Source organism: Nocardia heshunensis (genome assembly GCF_054782115.1).
This window is the reverse complement of record NZ_BAAGTC010000002.1, coordinates 243025-259421: the sequence shown is the minus strand read 5'-3', so window position 1 is coordinate 259421 and position 16397 is coordinate 243025. Positions and strand designations below refer to the sequence as shown.

Genomic DNA, 16397 nt, shown 5'->3' with positions numbered 1-16397 from the left:
TACCGGGAGGCATGCCCCATGTTCGACACGATCGTGCGCAACGGACTCTGGTTCGACGGGACCGGAGCGGCGCCGCAGCAGCGCGACCTGGGGATTACGAACGGGATCCTGGAGTCCGTGTCCGAACGACCGCTGACAGCGGGCCCGGATACCGAGGTGATCGATGCCGAAGGCAAATGGGTGCTGCCCGGGTTCGTCGACGTGCACACCCACTACGACGCGGAACTGCTCGCGCAGCCGGGCCTGCCGGAATCGGTGCGGCACGGGGTGACCACGGTGTTCATCGGGAACTGCTCGCTGTCGACGATCCTGGCGTCCAACGAGGATTGCGCGGACTTCTTCAGCCGGGTGGAGGCGGTGCCCCGCGAGGCGGTTCACGGTGTGCTGGAACAGCATCGGGACTGGAGCGGTCCGGCCGAGTATGTCGCGGCGGTGGAGCGGCTGCCGCTGGGGCCGAATGTGGCCGCGTTCCTGGGACATTCGGACCTGCGCACGCATGTGCTCGGGCTGGAGCGTGCGGTCACCCGCGCCACCCGGCCCTCGGCGGCCGAAATCGAGCGCATGCAAACACTTCTGGAGCAGGCCGTCGACGCGGGCTTCCTCGGCATGTCCTCGATGACCAATACCCTCGACAAGATCGACGGCGAGATCTACCGCTCTCGCTCACTGCCGTCGACGTATGCCCGCGGCCGGGAATTCCGTGCGCTGAATGCGGTTCTGCGCCGCACCGGCCGCATCCTGCAGAGCGCGCCCACCATCAATTTCCGGCCCAATATCGCGAAGTTCTTCGCCGCCAGCTCCGGTCTGTTCCGGCGGCCCGCGCTGCGGACCTCGCTGCTGTCGGCGGCCGACTCGAAGGCGTACCCGCCGATCGTGTACTTCATGATGTACGCGGCGCCGCTGCTGAATCGCTTCGCGCGCACCGACTTCCGCTGGCAGCACCTGCCGGTGCCGTTCACCGTCCACGCCGACGGCATCGACCTGGTGGTGTTCGAAGAGTTCGGGGCGGGCGCGGCGGCCCTGCACCTGAAGGACGAGGTCGAACGCAACGCGTTGTTGCGCGACGAGCAGTATCGCCGCCGGTTCCGCAAGGACTACGACAACAAGTTCAGTCCGCGGATCTGGCATCGGGACTTTTTCGACGCCACCATCGTGGATTGCCCGGATGCCAGCGTGATCGGCAAATCCATCGGTCGGGTCGGCCGGGACCGCGGCCTGCACCCGGTCGACGCGTACCTGGATCTGGTCGTGGAGTACGGCCCGAAACTGCGGTGGCGCACCACGATTGCCAATGATCGCCCCAAGTATCTCGACAAGCTGGCGACCAACCCCGGCGTGCAGATGGGCTTCGGCGACGCCGGCGCGCACCTGCGCAATATGGCCTTCTACAACTACCATCTGCGACTGCTCGAACGGGTGCGGGCCGCGCAGGGCAAGCGGAAGCCGTTCATGAGCGTGGCGCACGCCGTGCACCGCCTCACCGGCGAGCTCGCGGACTGGTACGGGCTCGATGCCGGGCACCTGCGCCAGGGTGACCGCGCGGACGTGGTGATCGTCGACCCGAACGGTCTCGATCGGACCGTGCACGAACTGCACGAGAACCCGATGCCGGAGTTCGGGCTCACCCGCATGGTCAATCGCAACGACGCGGCGGTCGTCGCCACCCTCGTCAACGGCGTCACCGTCTATCGCCGTGGGGAATTCAGCAGCGGTTTCGGAGCGGACTGGGGCACCGGGCAGTTCCTGCGTGCGCATCAGCCCGCCCGCAAACCCTAGGATCAGCGGCCATGGGCCGCACACAGCGCGAACGGCGCGAAGCCACCATCGCCAAGCTGATCGACGCGGCGATGGAGATCATTGCCGAGAAGGGTTACGGCCGGGCCTCGGTCAAGACGATCTCGACGCAGGCGGGGCTGTCGTACGGCGCGCTGTTCCGGCACTTCGAAACCGCGACCGACTTCATGATCGCGGTGGTCGAGGAGGCGTTCCGGCGACAACTCGAAGCATTCGACACCCGCTTCAAAGCCATCCCGGAACCGGAACGCACCGTCGAAACCGTGCTGCGGCTGCACTACGAGCTCGCGGGCAACAGCACCAATACGGTGATCTTCGAACTGCAGCTGGCGGCCCGCACCGACGAACAACTCCGAGCGGGATTGCAGCCCGCCCTGCTCGGCTACGGCGCCGCCATCCTGCAGCTCGCCCTGGATGTCATCAAGCCACCCGCCGAACTCGACCCGGCCGATTTCATGACCGCCGTGTTCATGGTCAGCGACATGTTCGACGCCGAACATCTCTTCCGGCATGTGCGCCCGTACCCGGAACTCACCGAACGCCGAATCCGCTTGCTCACCACCATGATCGACGCACTCATCCCCTAGTGCACGGCTGCGTCGGCGGCCTTCACCGGCGGGACAAGCAGGCAATCGGGATCTCTCGACCCGCACCGCCCTTGCGAATTCGATTCTATCGGACGCGCGAGTGACGCCGAGGGCGTGAATTCCCTCACTCGGCCGATGGATTTCGTGGATTCTGCCACTCACGCCCGATCTTCCGGATCATCGACGGCCACACGATCAGGCGGCGGAACGGCGCGATCACAGCCATATAGGCCAGCCCGAGCACACCGTTGGGTTTCACCAACATGGCCATCTGGCCGCGGTAGACACCGGGCACCTCATCCGGCACCCAGCCGACATGCAGCACCGCGTGCACCGTCCGATTGGCGCTCTCGGATACCCACTCGTCGTGCGTCAGGTACACCGAGGTGAACGGGATCGCGTGGAGGTCCGGACCCGGCGGAGCATCGCGCAGATCGGCGGGCAGCCTGTCACGCAAGGTGGGCACCCGAACACCGACCGCGAAATCGGGTCGGTCCCAGCCGAACAATCGTCCGAGCTTCCACCGAACGGCGAACAGGGCACGAACCATCCGGGAACCGTCGTCCCCGGCGCCTGCGGCGAGCTGCCGCACCAGGCGGGGGAAGTCGTCGGCGCCGCCGGGCGTCGGCAACGCCCACACGTCCTCGAGGCGGAAGTCATCGGCAATCTGGTGAATCCGCCAACGCCGGGCCGTGTGCGCGGATTTCGGCAACCTCAGCTGGGTTCGAGCCATTCATCGAGTCTCGCAGTTCGCAGGCCTTCGAGACCCTTTCGACCGATCGGCGGGTCGCCGCGGTCATCGCGCACCGGACCCGGCCGCCGGTACGCTGAGCGGTGATGAAATCCAGGTTCGCGGCCGATGAGGCGGAACGGCGGGTCGACGCCGTTCGCGACGATCCCACCGGTCGGGTCGCGCTCGCGGCCGAATCCTACCCGGCCGAGCTGGCGGATTACGGACGCGCCGAATTGGCCTTCCTACGTTGGGAATTGGCTCGCGGAGTGCTGGATCCCGAGACGGGCAGCCCCTGGTGGCGGGCGGTCAACGACCGCTTGTTGCTGGACAAGGTCGAGGGGCGGATCCTCGCCGCCGACGGCGGGACGGCGTCGACGGCGGGGGCACAGGGGTGGCAGGAGTTTCTGGCCACGCCGTCACCGTCGAGTTGGTATCGGGCCCACAACCGCAGTGTCGTCTCGGGCTATCTCGACCAGGTCGAGTTGGCCGAAAACGAGTGTGCGGCAGAGCGATTCATGATCAATGTGACGCTGGTGCGCATGCTGTTCACACACGCACTGATCGAGCGGCCGGAACTGGCCCTCGGCCGGTTCGCCCGGCTGGGCCCTCGCATCGGAGATCCGCGCACCCGGTCGGTCGGCCTGTTCCTGAACCTGCGCAACGTGTTCCCCGAGATCTACCCGTTGCACGACATCTCCGTCGAGACCGTGATCGCCCTCGAAGGCCGCATCGCCCGAATGATCGACTACGGCCTGATCGTGCCGAGACTCGACGACATCTACAGCTTCGCCGCCGAAACCCTGCAAGAACCCCGCCTCCCCGCCCTCATCGCCGACGGCGCCATGCGCTACGCCGGACCGACCGTCCCGCCCACCGCCTTTCGCACCGACGCCCTCATCCGCCTACTGACCGCTGCGACCGCGGACACTCGCGATCGATAAGTCACCCGTGCGGTTAATGTTTAGCTAATACGCCGAGGTCGTCCGCTAGACGAGGTGGTGGGCATGGGTGCGAAGGAAAGTCGGGACGGGTTCGAGGATTCGGATCTGACACTGGGTGATCCAGCACTGCTGGAGGTGGTGATCAGCGCCGGGAGCGCGATATCGGATCGGGCAAGGGCCTTGCGGTTGCTCGGCATCACGCCCTCCACCAAGGTGGCGTTGATCGCGGTCGCCGGACCGGTCTCGGCCACCAAGTCGGTGAGCGAGCAAATCGCCGGTCCGGGGATCTGGTCTCGCTCAGCGGCGCTGGGACCGGTCGACATCATTGCCACTACCGCGCGGGTCGATCGAGACATCGTCCCGGTTCCGGATGCGCGGATCGCGGTCGGCCCGGCCCGCGAGGCATCGGAGTGCGCGGCGGCATGGCGGAGTGTGCTGGCCTGTCTGCGGTTCTCGATCCCTTTGCGCACCGAGCCTTTTCGGCATTCGCCGATCTCCTGGCCGGTGGTCTACCAGGCCGATATGGGTGCGTTCGAGCTGATCGCCCGGCACGTCGCCAGCGCCGACATCACGGGGATCGCGGATGTGGAGGCGCTGGACCGACTCGCGGCCGAATCCACCGGGGAAGACCTACTGGCCACGCTCGAGGTGTTCACAGGCGGCGCCTCGCTGCGCGATATCGCCCGCCGAATGCATCTGCACCACAACTCGGTCGCCACCCGGATCGAGCGCGCCGAGGCCGAACTCGGCTTCAGTGTGCGCGAATCCTTCGGCCTGCTGCGCCTCGCCGCCGCGCTGACCGCGCGCCGCCTGCGGGAGAACGATCTGCTCGAATAGCCACCCCACCCGGACATCCTGATCAAACGTCCAATTGCACCCGCCATTCGGCGCGCCGACAACCCCCAATCCCGGCCAAACGGCTGCTGCACCACCCCCTGACCAGCCCGGATGCTTACTCCAATCACCCCCAGGCACCGACGATTGGAGACCCCATGAAGTTCCGGATGCTCGCCGCCACCGCCACCTTCACCGCCGCTCTCACCGGCCTCACCGCCGGCATCGCGCACGCCCGGCCCGTCACGATCCAGCCGGCCCGATCGGATGCCGCCGCCCACGGGATCGATCACGACCTGCCGTTCGCCACCAGCCTGAACCCGGTGGACAGCAGCGTGACCACCACCGTCGACACGGGACGATTCGCCCCGTCCGACGACGGCAAGACGGTGTCACTGCTCGACGCGACCGGCACCCGAATCGACTCCCTGCCCTTGGCCGTCACGTTCGCGGGCGCCACCTACCCGCTGACACCCCTCATCACCGATGCCGGGCACAGCCTGACCCTGACGCCGGTCGGCGCTCCGCTGCTGACGCCCGAGCAGCGCCCGCAGGCAGAGCTCCAATTCGTCGATGCGGCAGCGGATCTCAACCGGCACCAGTACAACGCGGGCGTCGGTGCGCTGATCGGTCTGGGTATCGGCATCCTGCTCGGCCTGCCGTTCGGCGTGATCGGAGCCATTCCCGGCGGTGTCATCGGCGCGGCCGTCGGCGCATTGATCGGCTGGGTGCTCCCCTGACCATCCACCCCCACCCGAGCGCGCTGCCTCATTCGGCCCGGCGCAGCTCGGGGAGGGGATGGGGTGTGAAATTCGGGATCGGTTCGTCGCCGTCGGCGACGACGAAGGTGTTGCCGCCCAGGCGTTTCGCGCGGTACATGGCCGAGTCGGCCGCGTGCAGCAGGCGGCGGAAGGCGGACTCGGTCCATTCGGCGTCCGGTCGGGAGGCGTCGAGGATCGCCACGCCGACACTGGCGGTGATGGTGACGGGCAGGCCAGGCGTGGTCGCGATGGCGGCCCGCAGACGCTCACCGATGGCCGCGGGATTCTCCCGCAGGCAGCCGACGACGACGAATTCCTCACCCCCGGTGCGGGATACGAGGTCGTCCGGGTCGGCGTTCGCCCGCAGGCGCTGCGCGGTCTGCACCAGCACCTCGTCACCGAAGGGGTGGCCGAAGGTGTCGTTGATGGTTTTGAACCGGTCCAGATCGATCGAGGCGACGTACACCGACCGGCGGCCGCAGCGGCCGACGTGCGCGACCAGCGAGGAATCCAGGCCACGGCGATTGAGCAGTGTGGTCAGCGGATCCGACAGCGCGTCCACCCGCACGATCCAGTGACACAGTTGCACGAACGGCAGGATGACGCCGACCACCACGACCATCACCAGGATGATGTCGAGACCCAGCGCCAGATCCTGGTAGCGGCCGCCGCCCGCCTCGCCGCGCCCGGTGCTCGGCAGTCGGCCCGCGGCGATCAGTCCGCCGAGCATCACCGCCGTCAGCATCGACCACGCGACATGCAGGGCCAGTACCCGCGGGCCGTGGAACACGGTCACGTAGCCGCCCATCGCCATCAGCAGCACGATGCCCAGCACGGCGACGACCCGGTCGTGGGCCAGCAGATCATTGGCGGCGGTGTCCAGGTCGAACAGGGCGATCCAGACCAGCGATTCGATCTCCCGCGGCCACGGCAGCAACCACCAGCGCAACGTCCACACCCCGGCGACGGTGGCTTCCACCGCGCCCTGCCAGCCCAACGGTCCCGAGAGATCGCCCTGTGCGACGGCCGCCAGCACCGCGATCAGCAGCATGACGATGCCCCCGGCACCGAGCATGATCTTGAAACCGCGTAGTGCGGAGTGGGATTGGAGGGTGTCGACCAGCCAGCGGTAATCGACCCGGTCGCGCCACCAGGTTCGATACAGCGTGCGAGCGTCGGTCATGAACCGCCTCGGGGCGTCAGGAGATCCAGTGGTTCGGCTGGCGTGTTTCGAGCCTCTTTGCGCAGGCTATGAGCATTTCGCGAGTTTCGCAACGTGAGTTCGCGGACGGGCCGATGGGCGGATGATTCCGGTCACCGCGCGCCGAGCAGGTGTTCCAGTGCGAGCTGGTTCAATCGGACGAACCCGTACCCGCGTTGCCCGGCACGATCCGGGTCGAAGTCTGCCAACTCCGGATCCGCCAGCAGATCGGCGTAGCTCTCGCCCGGGGCCAGCGTCGGGGTGCGCAGATCGCCGACCCCGGCCTCCGACAACGCCTGCTGCACTTCGGGATCCGCCCGGAACGCGCGGGCCCGCTCCTTCAACAACAGATACGTGCGCATATTGGCCGCCGCCGAATCCCACACCCCCGCACTATCTTCGGTACGCGAGGGCTTGTAATCGAAATGCCGCGGACCGTCATAGGCGGGTGTCCCGTCGGGTCCGCCATTCTCCAACAGATCCACCAAACCGAAGGCGTTCATCAAATCGCCGTGCCCGAAGACCAGATCCTGGTCGTACTTGATGCCACGCTGACCGTTGAGATCGAGGTGGAACAGCTTGCCCTGCCACAACGCCTGCGCGATACCGTGCGCGAAATTCAACCCCGCCATCTGCTCATGCCCCACTTCGGGATTCACCCCGACCAACTCCGGATGCGCCAGCGTCGTGATGAACGCCAGCGCATGCCCGACGGTCGGAAGCAGGATGTCACCGCGCGGCTCGTTCGGTTTCGGCTCGATCGCGAAACGCATCTCGTAGCCGCGATCGCACACGAATTCGGTGAGGACATCGACGCTTTCGCGATAACGATCCAGCGCCGCGCGCACATCCTTGGCGCTGTCGTATTCCGCACCCTCACGCCCACCCCACAACACATAGGTCCGCGCACCCACCTCGGCCGCCAACTCGATATTGCGCAGCACCTTGCGCAGCGCGAACCGACGCACACCCCGATCGTTGCTGGTGAACCCGCCATCCTTGAACACCGGATGAGTGAACAGATTGGTGGTCACCATCGGCACCACCAATCCGGTCTCGGCCAAGGCTTTTCCCAACCGCTCGACCCGCCGCTGCCGTTCACTCACGGACGCACCGAACGGAATCAGGTCATCGTCGTGGAAGCTCAGACCGTAGGCCCCCAACTCCGCGAGCCGATGCACCGCCTCCACCGCATCCAACTCCGGCCGCGTGGCGTCCCCGAACGGGTCACGCCCCCGCCACCCAACCGTCCACAATCCGAACGAGAACTTGTCCGCGAGCGTCGGCCTCATCAAGCAATGCTACGACTGGGACCGACAGGTACCGGTCGAAACTACCTAAGCGCGACAGATTCCCTGCCCGTCGCACCTCAATAACGTTGTGATCAGTACGAACAACGTGGAAAGAGCAGGAGAATCCCATGCCTTACTTCGACTCTCACGACGGCACCCGCCTGCACTACCAGGACTGGGGTACCGGACAGCCGGTGCTGTTCCTGGCCGGCGGCTGGCTCAGCAGCACCTCCTGGGAACTGCAGATGCTGCCGCTGTCCCGACAGGGACTGCGCACGCTGTCCTACGACCGGCGTGGCCACGGCAAGTCCGACTGGGTCGGGCACGGATACGACTACGACACCCTCTCCGAGGATTTGGCGGCCTTCCTGGAACACCTCGACCTGCGTGATGTCGTGGTGGTCGCGCACTCCATGGCCGGCGGCGAGCTCATCCGGTACCTGACCCGGCACGGCAGCGAGCGGATCAACCGGATCATGCTGGTCTCGGCGACCCTGCCGTTCCCGGCGCAGACCGCCGACAATCCGGACGGCGTCCCGAAGGCCATCGCCGACGCGGTGAACGCCGCCCGCGCCGCCGACCGTCCGCTGTGGATGGAACAGAATGCCCAGGCGTTCTTCGCGACTCACCTGGGCAACCAGGTCTCCTCCGCACGCATCGCCTGGATGATCCAGAAGTGCATGGACTGCTCACTGCTGGCGGCCGACGAGATCATGGAGACCATCTTCACCACCGACTTCCGTGCCGAACTGCGGGAAGTCACGGTGCCCACCATGATCATTCACGGCGATGCCGACGCCTCCGCAAACATCGACATCTGCGGCCGCAAGACCAAGGACCTCATCCCCGTGAACACCTACAAGGAATACCCGGGGACCGGTCACGGCATCATGATCACGCACGCGGCACAGCTCAATGCCGACATCCTGGACTTCATCAAGTCCTGACCGACCGCCTTGCCCAGCGAGAGAGCTCTTCTACGCGTCAGCGATAGAGCTCCTCGATGGCGTCGGCGTAGCGGGTGTCGATGGGCTTGCGGCGCAGTTTCATGGTCGGGGTGAGGACGTCGGAACCAGGTTCCCAGAAGTCCGGGACGATCGTGAACTTCTTGATCTGCTCGACCCGCGACAGCTTCGCATTGGCTTGCGCGACAGCCGCTTCGATGAGCGCGTGAATACCGGGATCCTTGGCCAGCACGCCGGGATCGGCTGTCAGGCCGGACTTCTCGGCGTACGCGGCGGCGCTGTCGGGATCGAGGGAGATCAGCGCGACATTGTATTTGCGACTGTTACCGATGGCGACGGCCTGACCGATCAGCGGCGAGAACGCCTTGATCCAGTTCTCGATGTTCGACGGCGACATGTTCTTGCCGCCCGCGTTGATGATGAGTTCCTTCTTGCGGTCGACGATCGTGAGATAACCGGCGGCGTCGAGTTCGCCGATATCGCCGGTGTGCAACCAGCCTTCGGGATCGAGAGCCTCCGCGGTCTGCTCGGGCTTGCCGAGATAGCCCTTCATGACGACCGGGCCGCGCACCAGGACCTCGCCATCGTCGGCGATCATGAGCTCGCTGCCGGGCAGGGCCGTGCCGACGGTACCGAGGCGGATCTGCCCGGGCGGGCTGAAGGTGGCCATGCCCGACAGCTCCGACATGCCCCAGCCGTCGGAGAGCGGGATACCGACGCCGTGGAAGAACCGCAGTACATCCGGTGAGACCGGGGCCGCGCCGCAGATGGCGATCCGGACATCGTCCAGGCCGATCGCGGCGCGCAGCTTCGCCAGGACCAGGGTGTCGGCCACCCGTTCCTGCAGCGCCAGCAGGGTATTCGGCGCGCCGCCGTCGAGGCGGGCGTCGGAGGCCGCCCGGCCGACCCGCAGCGCCCAGGTGGCCAGCACCGCCCGGGCGCCCGTCGAGTCGGCGACCCGCTGTTCGATGCCCGCGCGGAGTTTCTGCCAAACCTGCGGCACCGCACCGAAAATCGTGGGTCGCGCATCGGCCAGACCGGTGAGGAAGTCGCCACGATCGGCGACGGTGGTGACCTGGTCACCCACGACCTGCAGGTTGTAGAGCGCCGACCAGCGGTCCACCACATGCGCCGACGGCAGGAACGACAGCAGGCGATCGGCGTCGGTCAGACCGGCCTTCTGCTCGGTGCCATCCACCATCGCCAGCACATTGGCGTGCGTGAGCTGCACGCCCTTCGGGTCGCCGGTGGTACCCGAGGTGTAGATCAGGGTGAGCACGTCCTCGGGATGCACTGCCCGCCAGGCACTGTCGAAGTCGAAATTCGGATCGCCCTGGGCCGCAACATCGTCGATGGCGATGACGCCCTCCGGCGCGTCGCCTAGGCAGACGACGGTGACCGCACGGTCCTTGCTCGCCAGGATTCTCGTCAGAAATTGCTCCTCGCAGACCACGACCTTCGCGCCCGAGTCGCCCAGCAGGTACCCGATCTGCTCCGGAGAAGAGGTGTTGTAGATCGAGAACGCGACCGCGCCGAGGTGTTGCAGCGCGACATCGATCGGATAGAACTCGGGCCGGTTGGTCATCATCAACGCCACGCTGTCGCCGCGGGTGACGCCGAGTGCGGCGAACCCGGCAGCCAGGGCGCGCACCTGCTCGTCCCACTCCCGGAAGGTCAGGGCCACCCCCTCGCCGGGGGTGCGGACCGCGATCTTGTCCGGATGTCGCCGGACAGTGTCCTGAAACGCCGCGCACATCGTCGGTGCCGCCGCGGCGAAGGTGTCGCTCATACCCAATCCTCTGCACTTCGTTGACCAGATAGTGCTAAGCGTGCACTATTGGTACGTAAGAGTGCAACGACTGGTTACAGGCAATCCGGGACGACGACGGGAGGGAAGAATGTCGACGGTGACGAGCAGCCGAACCCCTTCCCTGCGCGCCGCCGCCCGGGAGCTGGTGCGCGAGCGCATCCTCGCGGCGGCCACCGAACTGGCCGGGTCAGCGGAGTGGAAGAGCATCCGCATGACCGATATCGCGGAGCGCGCGGGCGTCAGCCGCCGGACGGTCTTCAACGAGTTCGAGTCCAAGGCCGGAGTGCTGGAGTCGATGGCCTGGCGGTACACGAACCACTATCTCGGCGAAGCCGGGGCGCTACTGGAACAGCACCGCGACGATCCGGTCGCAGCGATCGAGACGGTGACGGAATTCCTGCTCACCGCCGCCACGGAGGACCCGCTCTTCCGTTCCGTGCTGGACGCCCCGGCCGACGAGCCCGGCGAGCTGCTCTCGCTGGTGACCACCGGCTCCGCGCCCTACGTCACGGCCGCTACCCACTTCTATGTCGCCTTCGCCGAACAGCACTGGAGCCGCCTGATCCGCCCGGAGGTGGACGTCGCGTTTTTCGCCGAGAGCGTGATCCGGCTCGTGTTCAGCCACATGCTGCGGCCCGCCGGTACACCCGCGGAGACCGCCCGTTCGCTCGGTGAGCTGTCCAAGGTCCTGCTCATCGCACCCGATCCTCCCTCGACGGCCTAGTCGAAAGACGCTGGGCAGCAACAAATACAGAAAGGACTCGTCAACGATGACGAACTCTGACGGACGGCTGCGGCCGACTCCCCTCCCGCACTTTCACGCGGGTTCCGGCGAGCCGCTGATGCTGCTGCACGGCGCCACCAGCTCCTGGCGCTGCTGGGAATCGTTGCTGCCCAACCTCATCGACCGCTACGAGGTGTTCGCCCCGAACCTGCCCGGGCACGCGGGGCATCCCGGCGTGCGACCGCTCACCATCGACGGCATGGTCGCGGCGGTCGAATCCGCCATGGACGAGGCCGGATTGGCCACCGCCCACATCGTGGGCAATTCCCTCGGCGGCTGGGGCGCCATGGAATTGGCCCGCCGCGGTCGCGCCCGCAGCGTCGTCGCCCTCTCCCCCGCCGGTGGCTGGACCCCGGCCGAAAAACGTGTCCCCGCGATCTTCCACACGATGCGGCGCAACCTGCTGCTCGGTCGTTTCGCGCTGCCCGCCGTCATGCGGGTGCCCGCGCTGCGCCGCAACCTGATGCGCATCGTCTGCGAGCACGGCGATCGGCTCACGGCCCAGCAGGCGCTCGACACCTGCTACGACGCGCTCGCCTGCACGCTCCTCGAGGACCTGCCCCGCCCCATGCTCGCGCAGACCGAGCCCTACGGCGACCTCGGCATCCCCATCCTCATGGCTTGGGGTGAGCACGACCGCCTCCTGACCATGCCCCGCTACTCCGACCCCTGGCGCACCCTGGCCCCGACGGCCACCTGGCACATCCACCCCGGCGTCGGCCACGTCCCCATGTTCGACGATCCCGCCATGGTCACCGGCACCATCATCGACTGGGTTACCCGCGCTACGACCGCGCAGCGGGCCAGCTGAGCCGACCGCCCGAAGCCCAGTAGCTACAGTGAGTGCAGTATTCGTAGCGAAGGGAGCACCGTGACCAGCGCACCGCCACGACGGAGCAAGGCCTACGCGCCGCGCATGTCCCCCGAGGAACGTCGCGAGCAACTACTGGACGCCGTCCTGAAAATCATTGTGGAACAAGGCATTCACAAGGTCTCGATGGACACCGTCGCCCGCGAGGTCGGCGTCACCCGCCCGGTCGTCTACAGCGTCTTCACCGACACCGACAACATCCTGCGCGCGTCCCTCGACCGCGAGCAGGCCGCCGCCGTCGCCCAGGTGCAACCCCTGATGGACGCCCTGCGCGCATCCGACGATCCAGCCACCGCCCTGCAGGAATACCTCGACGGCTTCCTCACGGCCGTCCTAGCCGCCCCCGACCGCTGGCGAGCCGCCTTCAGCCTGGTCGATAGCGCCACCCCGAAATTCCGCCGCCGAGTAGAAGAACAACGCAAGGCCGCCACCACCCTCTTCGAGGACTACCTCCGCCAGGCCCCCACCCCACCCGGCACCGACATCGAAGTAACCGCCCGAGTCATCTTCACCCTCGCCTGGGAAGCCGGCCGCATGATCCTTTCCGAACCCGAAGTCTTCACCCGCCCCCGCCTCCTCGCCTTCGCCCACACCATCATCACCGAGCATTTCAACCCGGCGGGCACCTCGGGCGAATAGCACTGCGGCACTGCGCATTGTGAGACCGTGGGAATCGAACCAAAACCGGGAGTGAGTTCCATGCTGAGCAGTGAGTATCTGGCCGCATTGCGGGCCGAGCGGCAGGCCGTGCTGGAATTCTGCGGGGATCTCAGTGACGCCGAGTGGCGGGCGGACAGCACAGCCGACGGCTGGAGCGTCAAAGATGTTGTCGCGCATATGGCTTCGGATATGCGGACGGTGGTGACGCCGGCGGCTGTCGCGTTCATGCGGACCGATGATGTGGAGACGCTCAACGAGAAGGCGGTTGCGGGTTTGCGGGGGCGGTCGCCGCAGGGGGTGATGGAGTACTTCGCGCGGTGGACTCGGATCGGGGTCGCCGCGTTGAGGGTGATGACTGGGCCCGGGATCGAACGGGTACCGCTGCGGGTCGGTGAGCTCGGGCGCTATCCCCTACGGATCTTTCCGGCGTTGTACGTGTTCGACTGGCATACCCATTTGCGCCACGACATCGCGGCGGCACTGGGGCGGCCGCATCCGCCGACCGACGCAGCGCGCATGGCGGCCATTCTGGACTGGCTCACGGTGCTGCTCGAACAATCGCAGCGCGAGCGCCTGGCGTGGCTCGACGCACCCGTCGCACTGACCTTCACCGGGCCGGGCGGCGGCAGTTGGGGCGTTCACCCCGATCCGCGCCGAACCATCCGGGTCGAGCGCGGTGCGCCGGAGGGGGCGGCGACTCGAATTGTCACGCCCGCAACGGAATTCCCGCTGTGGGCCACCACCCGTGCACCCTGGCGCGAGTGTGATGTGGCCATCACCGGAGATACCGAAGTGGCCACCCGATTCTTGGACGCGATCGACCTCGTCTGAGGGCATGGGCTATTGTCGGCAGCATGCCCATCGCCGCACGACTCGCTCCCGGATGCCGCCCGCGCGGCTGTCGGGCGCCTGCGCGGCGGGTGCACGGACGCCGGGTGCGGTATGTGATCGGGTCCGAGCCCGGTCAGGTCAACGGGATGCGATGGCTTTGTGCGCCGCGCATCGTCCGGGGTTTCTGAGGGATCCATTTTTCGGTGCGGATCGGCGCGTTCTCGTGTCCATCATCAGCCGCATCACCGGGGCCCGAGCCCCGGATCAGGAGTGGGTCGACCATGACCAGAGAATTCTTCATCCCGGACCCTGAGGCCCGAATCCCCACCGCCGAAGGGTATTTCGGCGATTTCGGTGGCAAATTCATTCCCGAGGCGCTCGTCGCCGCGGTCGACGAGGTCGCCGTCGAGTACGAGAAGGCCAAGATCGATCCCGGCTTCGTCGCGGACCTCGAGGAGCTGCTGGCCAACTACGCGGGACGGCCGACGGCCCTCACCGAGGTGCCCCGCTTCGCCGCGCATGCGGGCGGCGCGCGGGTGTTCCTCAAGCGCGAGGACCTCAATCACACCGGCTCGCACAAGATCAACAATGTGCTGGGGCAGGCCTTGCTCGCCAAGCGCATGGGCAAGTCCCGCGTCATCGCCGAGACCGGGGCGGGCTCGCACGGGGTGGCGACCGCGACCGCGTGCGCGCTGTTCGGCCTCGAATGCGTCGTCTACATGGGCGAAGTCGACACCCAGCGCCAGGCGCTCAATGTCGCCCGGATGGAAATGCTTGGTGCGCAGGTCATTCCGGTGACCTCCGGATCCCGCACGCTCAAGGACGCCATCAACGAGACGTTCCGCGACTGGGTTTCCAGCGTCGAGGACACCCACTACATCTTCGGCACCGTCGCGGGCCCGCATCCCTTCCCCGCCATGATTCGCGACTTCCAGCGGGTCATCGGTGTGGAGGCGCGCAGGCAACTGCTGGAACGCACCGGGCGCCTGCCCGACGCGGCAATCGCTTGCGTGGGTGGCGGTTCCAACGCGATCGGCCTGTTCCACGCCTTCCTCGCGGACGCGGACGTCCGGCTGATCGGGTGCGAAGCCGCCGGTCACGGGGTCGAGTCCGGCAAGCACGCGGCCTCCCTGTCCGCCGGAGAACCCGGCATCCTGCACGGTTCGCGCTCGTACGTGCTGCAGGACGAGGAGGGTCAGATCACCGAGGCCCATTCGATCTCGGCCGGACTCGACTACCCGGGTATCGGCCCCGAACACGCCTTCCTGCACGATTCCGGACGCGGCGAATACCGCCCGATCACCGATGACGCTGCCATGCAGGCGTTTCGGCTGCTGTCCGCGACCGAGGGCATCATTCCGGCGATCGAGAGCGCGCACGCACTGGCCGGAGCCCTCGAGGTCGGCCGTGAACTGGGCCCCGACGGACTGCTCCTGGTCAATCTTTCGGGCCGCGGCGACAAGGACATGGCAACGGCCGCAGAGTATTTCGGCCGCGACAAGGCCGAGGAGGGCACCAAGTGAGCGGGAATATCCAGCTACTGCAGACCACCCTGGCGAAGGCCGAGGCGGACAACCGCGCCGCGCTGATCGCCTATCTCCCGGCCGGTTTCCCGACCGTCAACGGCGGCATCGCCGCGATCACCGAGGTCCTGGACGCGGGCGCAGACATCATGGAAATCGGTCTGCCGCACAGTGATCCGGTTTTGGACGGCCCAGTCATCCAAACGGCCGACGATATCGCCCTGCGCGGCGGCCTGAAGATCGCCGATGTCATGCGCACCGTCCGCGAGGCGCATCGAGCCACCGGCAAACCGGTCCTGGTGATGACGTACTGGAATCCCGTGTCCCGCTACGGCATCGAACGTTTCGCCACCGAACTGGCCGCAGCCGGTGGCGCGGGCTGCATCCTGCCGGACCTCCCCGTCCAGGAATCCGAGGCGTGGCGCGCCCAGGCGGCCGCCCATGATCTGGCGACCGTCTTCGTCGTAGCGCCGAGCAACACCACCGAGCGCCTGGACGAAATCACCTCGGCCGGTACCGGATTCGTGTACGCGTCGGCGTTGATGGGCGTCACCGGCACCCGCGAGTCCACGGGCGAGGCCGCACACACCCTGGTCCGGCGGGTGCGGGCGGCGACCGATCTACCGGTGTGCGTCGGCATCGGGATTTCCGATGCCACCCGGGCCGCCGAGGTCGCCGCCTACGCGGACGGCGTCATCGTCGGCTCGGCCCTGGTCGCGGCGCTACTGAACGCACCCGACGCAGCAGCGGGCCACACGGCGCTGCGGTCCCTGACCGCCGAGCTCGCCGCCGCCGTCCGGCGCTAGCGGC

The 16397-nt window shown here is 67.1% G+C and carries 17 protein-coding genes; 13 read left to right on the top strand and 4 right to left on the bottom strand.

The features are described 5' to 3' along the window. Window positions 1-18 precede the first annotated feature (18 nt). Both ACYVN4_RS01250 and ACYVN4_RS01245 read left to right on the top strand, forming a co-directional pair. Entirely contained in the window at window positions 19-1776 is a 1758-nt protein-coding gene (locus tag ACYVN4_RS01250; RefSeq protein ID WP_460717351.1) for an N-acyl-D-amino-acid deacylase family protein, read from the top strand. Between the two features lie 11 nt (window positions 1777-1787). Further along, window positions 1788-2381, top strand: coding sequence for a TetR/AcrR family transcriptional regulator (locus ACYVN4_RS01245; protein WP_460717350.1), 594 nt, complete (start codon window positions 1788-1790; stop codon window positions 2379-2381). Between the two features lie 124 nt (window positions 2382-2505). On the opposite strand, the gene ACYVN4_RS01240 is transcribed toward ACYVN4_RS01245, so the two are convergent. After that, entirely contained in the window at window positions 2506-3114 is a 609-nt protein-coding gene (locus ACYVN4_RS01240) for a DUF2867 domain-containing protein (protein WP_460717349.1), read from the bottom strand. Between the two features lie 104 nt (window positions 3115-3218). Between ACYVN4_RS01240 and ACYVN4_RS01235 the strand changes: the two genes are divergently transcribed. The 3 genes from ACYVN4_RS01235 (at window position 3219) to ACYVN4_RS01225 (ending at window position 5629) form a co-directional block, all read left to right on the top strand. Next, complete coding sequence (locus ACYVN4_RS01235; protein WP_460717348.1) at window positions 3219-4055, top strand: hypothetical protein; 837 nt, start codon at window positions 3219-3221, stop codon at window positions 4053-4055. A 63-nt stretch (window positions 4056-4118) separates the two neighbouring features. Continuing rightward, window positions 4119-4892: a helix-turn-helix domain-containing protein gene (locus ACYVN4_RS01230; protein WP_460717347.1), complete on the top strand. Its 774-nt coding sequence runs from the start codon at window positions 4119-4121 to the stop codon at window positions 4890-4892. Between the two features lie 155 nt (window positions 4893-5047). Continuing rightward, window positions 5048-5629 carry a hypothetical protein gene (locus ACYVN4_RS01225; protein ID WP_460717346.1) on the top strand — a complete coding sequence of 194 codons (582 nt, stop codon included), beginning with the start codon at window positions 5048-5050 and terminating at the stop codon, window positions 5627-5629. Between the two features lie 28 nt (window positions 5630-5657). On the opposite strand, the gene ACYVN4_RS01220 is transcribed toward ACYVN4_RS01225, so the two are convergent. Both ACYVN4_RS01220 and xylA read right to left on the bottom strand, forming a co-directional pair. Then, window positions 5658-6833, bottom strand: coding sequence for a GGDEF domain-containing protein (locus ACYVN4_RS01220; RefSeq protein ID WP_460717345.1), 1176 nt, complete (start codon window positions 6831-6833; stop codon window positions 5658-5660). A gap of 131 nt (window positions 6834-6964) precedes the next feature. Further along, window positions 6965-8143, bottom strand: coding sequence for a xylose isomerase (gene xylA, locus ACYVN4_RS01215; RefSeq protein WP_460717344.1), 1179 nt, complete (start codon window positions 8141-8143; stop codon window positions 6965-6967). A 128-nt stretch (window positions 8144-8271) separates the two neighbouring features. Between xylA and ACYVN4_RS01210 the strand changes: the two genes are divergently transcribed. Next, the gene (locus tag ACYVN4_RS01210; protein WP_460717343.1) at window positions 8272-9090 is read left to right on the top strand and encodes an alpha/beta fold hydrolase; all 819 of its coding nucleotides are present in this window, start codon (window positions 8272-8274) and stop codon (window positions 9088-9090) included. Window positions 9091-9127: 37 nt separating this feature from the next. Here ACYVN4_RS01210 and ACYVN4_RS01205 read toward each other — a convergent pair whose 3' ends face one another. After that, a complete protein-coding gene (locus tag ACYVN4_RS01205) occupies window positions 9128-10897 on the bottom strand; it encodes an AMP-dependent synthetase/ligase (RefSeq protein WP_460717342.1) in 1770 nt (589 codons plus the stop codon). A gap of 118 nt (window positions 10898-11015) precedes the next feature. On the opposite strand from ACYVN4_RS01205, the gene ACYVN4_RS01200 reads away from it, so the two are divergent. From ACYVN4_RS01200 to trpA, 7 genes are all read left to right on the top strand, one after another. Further along, the gene (locus ACYVN4_RS01200; RefSeq protein WP_460717341.1) at window positions 11016-11642 is read left to right on the top strand and encodes a TetR family transcriptional regulator; all 627 of its coding nucleotides are present in this window, start codon (window positions 11016-11018) and stop codon (window positions 11640-11642) included. Window positions 11643-11688: 46 nt separating this feature from the next. Beyond that, complete coding sequence (locus ACYVN4_RS01195; RefSeq protein ID WP_460717340.1) at window positions 11689-12513, top strand: alpha/beta fold hydrolase; 825 nt, start codon at window positions 11689-11691, stop codon at window positions 12511-12513. Window positions 12514-12573: 60 nt separating this feature from the next. Further along, window positions 12574-13212, top strand: coding sequence for a TetR/AcrR family transcriptional regulator (locus ACYVN4_RS01190; RefSeq protein WP_460717339.1), 639 nt, complete (start codon window positions 12574-12576; stop codon window positions 13210-13212). A 60-nt stretch (window positions 13213-13272) separates the two neighbouring features. Next, window positions 13273-14064, top strand: coding sequence for a maleylpyruvate isomerase N-terminal domain-containing protein (locus ACYVN4_RS01185; RefSeq protein ID WP_460717338.1), 792 nt, complete (start codon window positions 13273-13275; stop codon window positions 14062-14064). 23 nt (window positions 14065-14087) lie between these two features. Continuing rightward, window positions 14088-14252, top strand: a complete 165-nt coding sequence (gene trpM / locus ACYVN4_RS01180) for a tryptophan biosynthesis modulator TrpM (RefSeq protein ID WP_460717337.1) — start codon at window positions 14088-14090, stop codon at window positions 14250-14252. A 93-nt stretch (window positions 14253-14345) separates the two neighbouring features. Beyond that, window positions 14346-15587, top strand: a complete 1242-nt coding sequence (gene trpB, locus ACYVN4_RS01175) for a tryptophan synthase subunit beta (protein ID WP_460717336.1) — start codon at window positions 14346-14348, stop codon at window positions 15585-15587. Beyond that, window positions 15584-16393, top strand: coding sequence for a tryptophan synthase subunit alpha (trpA, locus tag ACYVN4_RS01170; RefSeq protein WP_460717335.1), 810 nt, complete (start codon window positions 15584-15586; stop codon window positions 16391-16393). Before trpB ends, trpA begins: the two co-directional genes overlap by 4 nt. Window positions 16394-16397 lie beyond the last annotated feature (4 nt).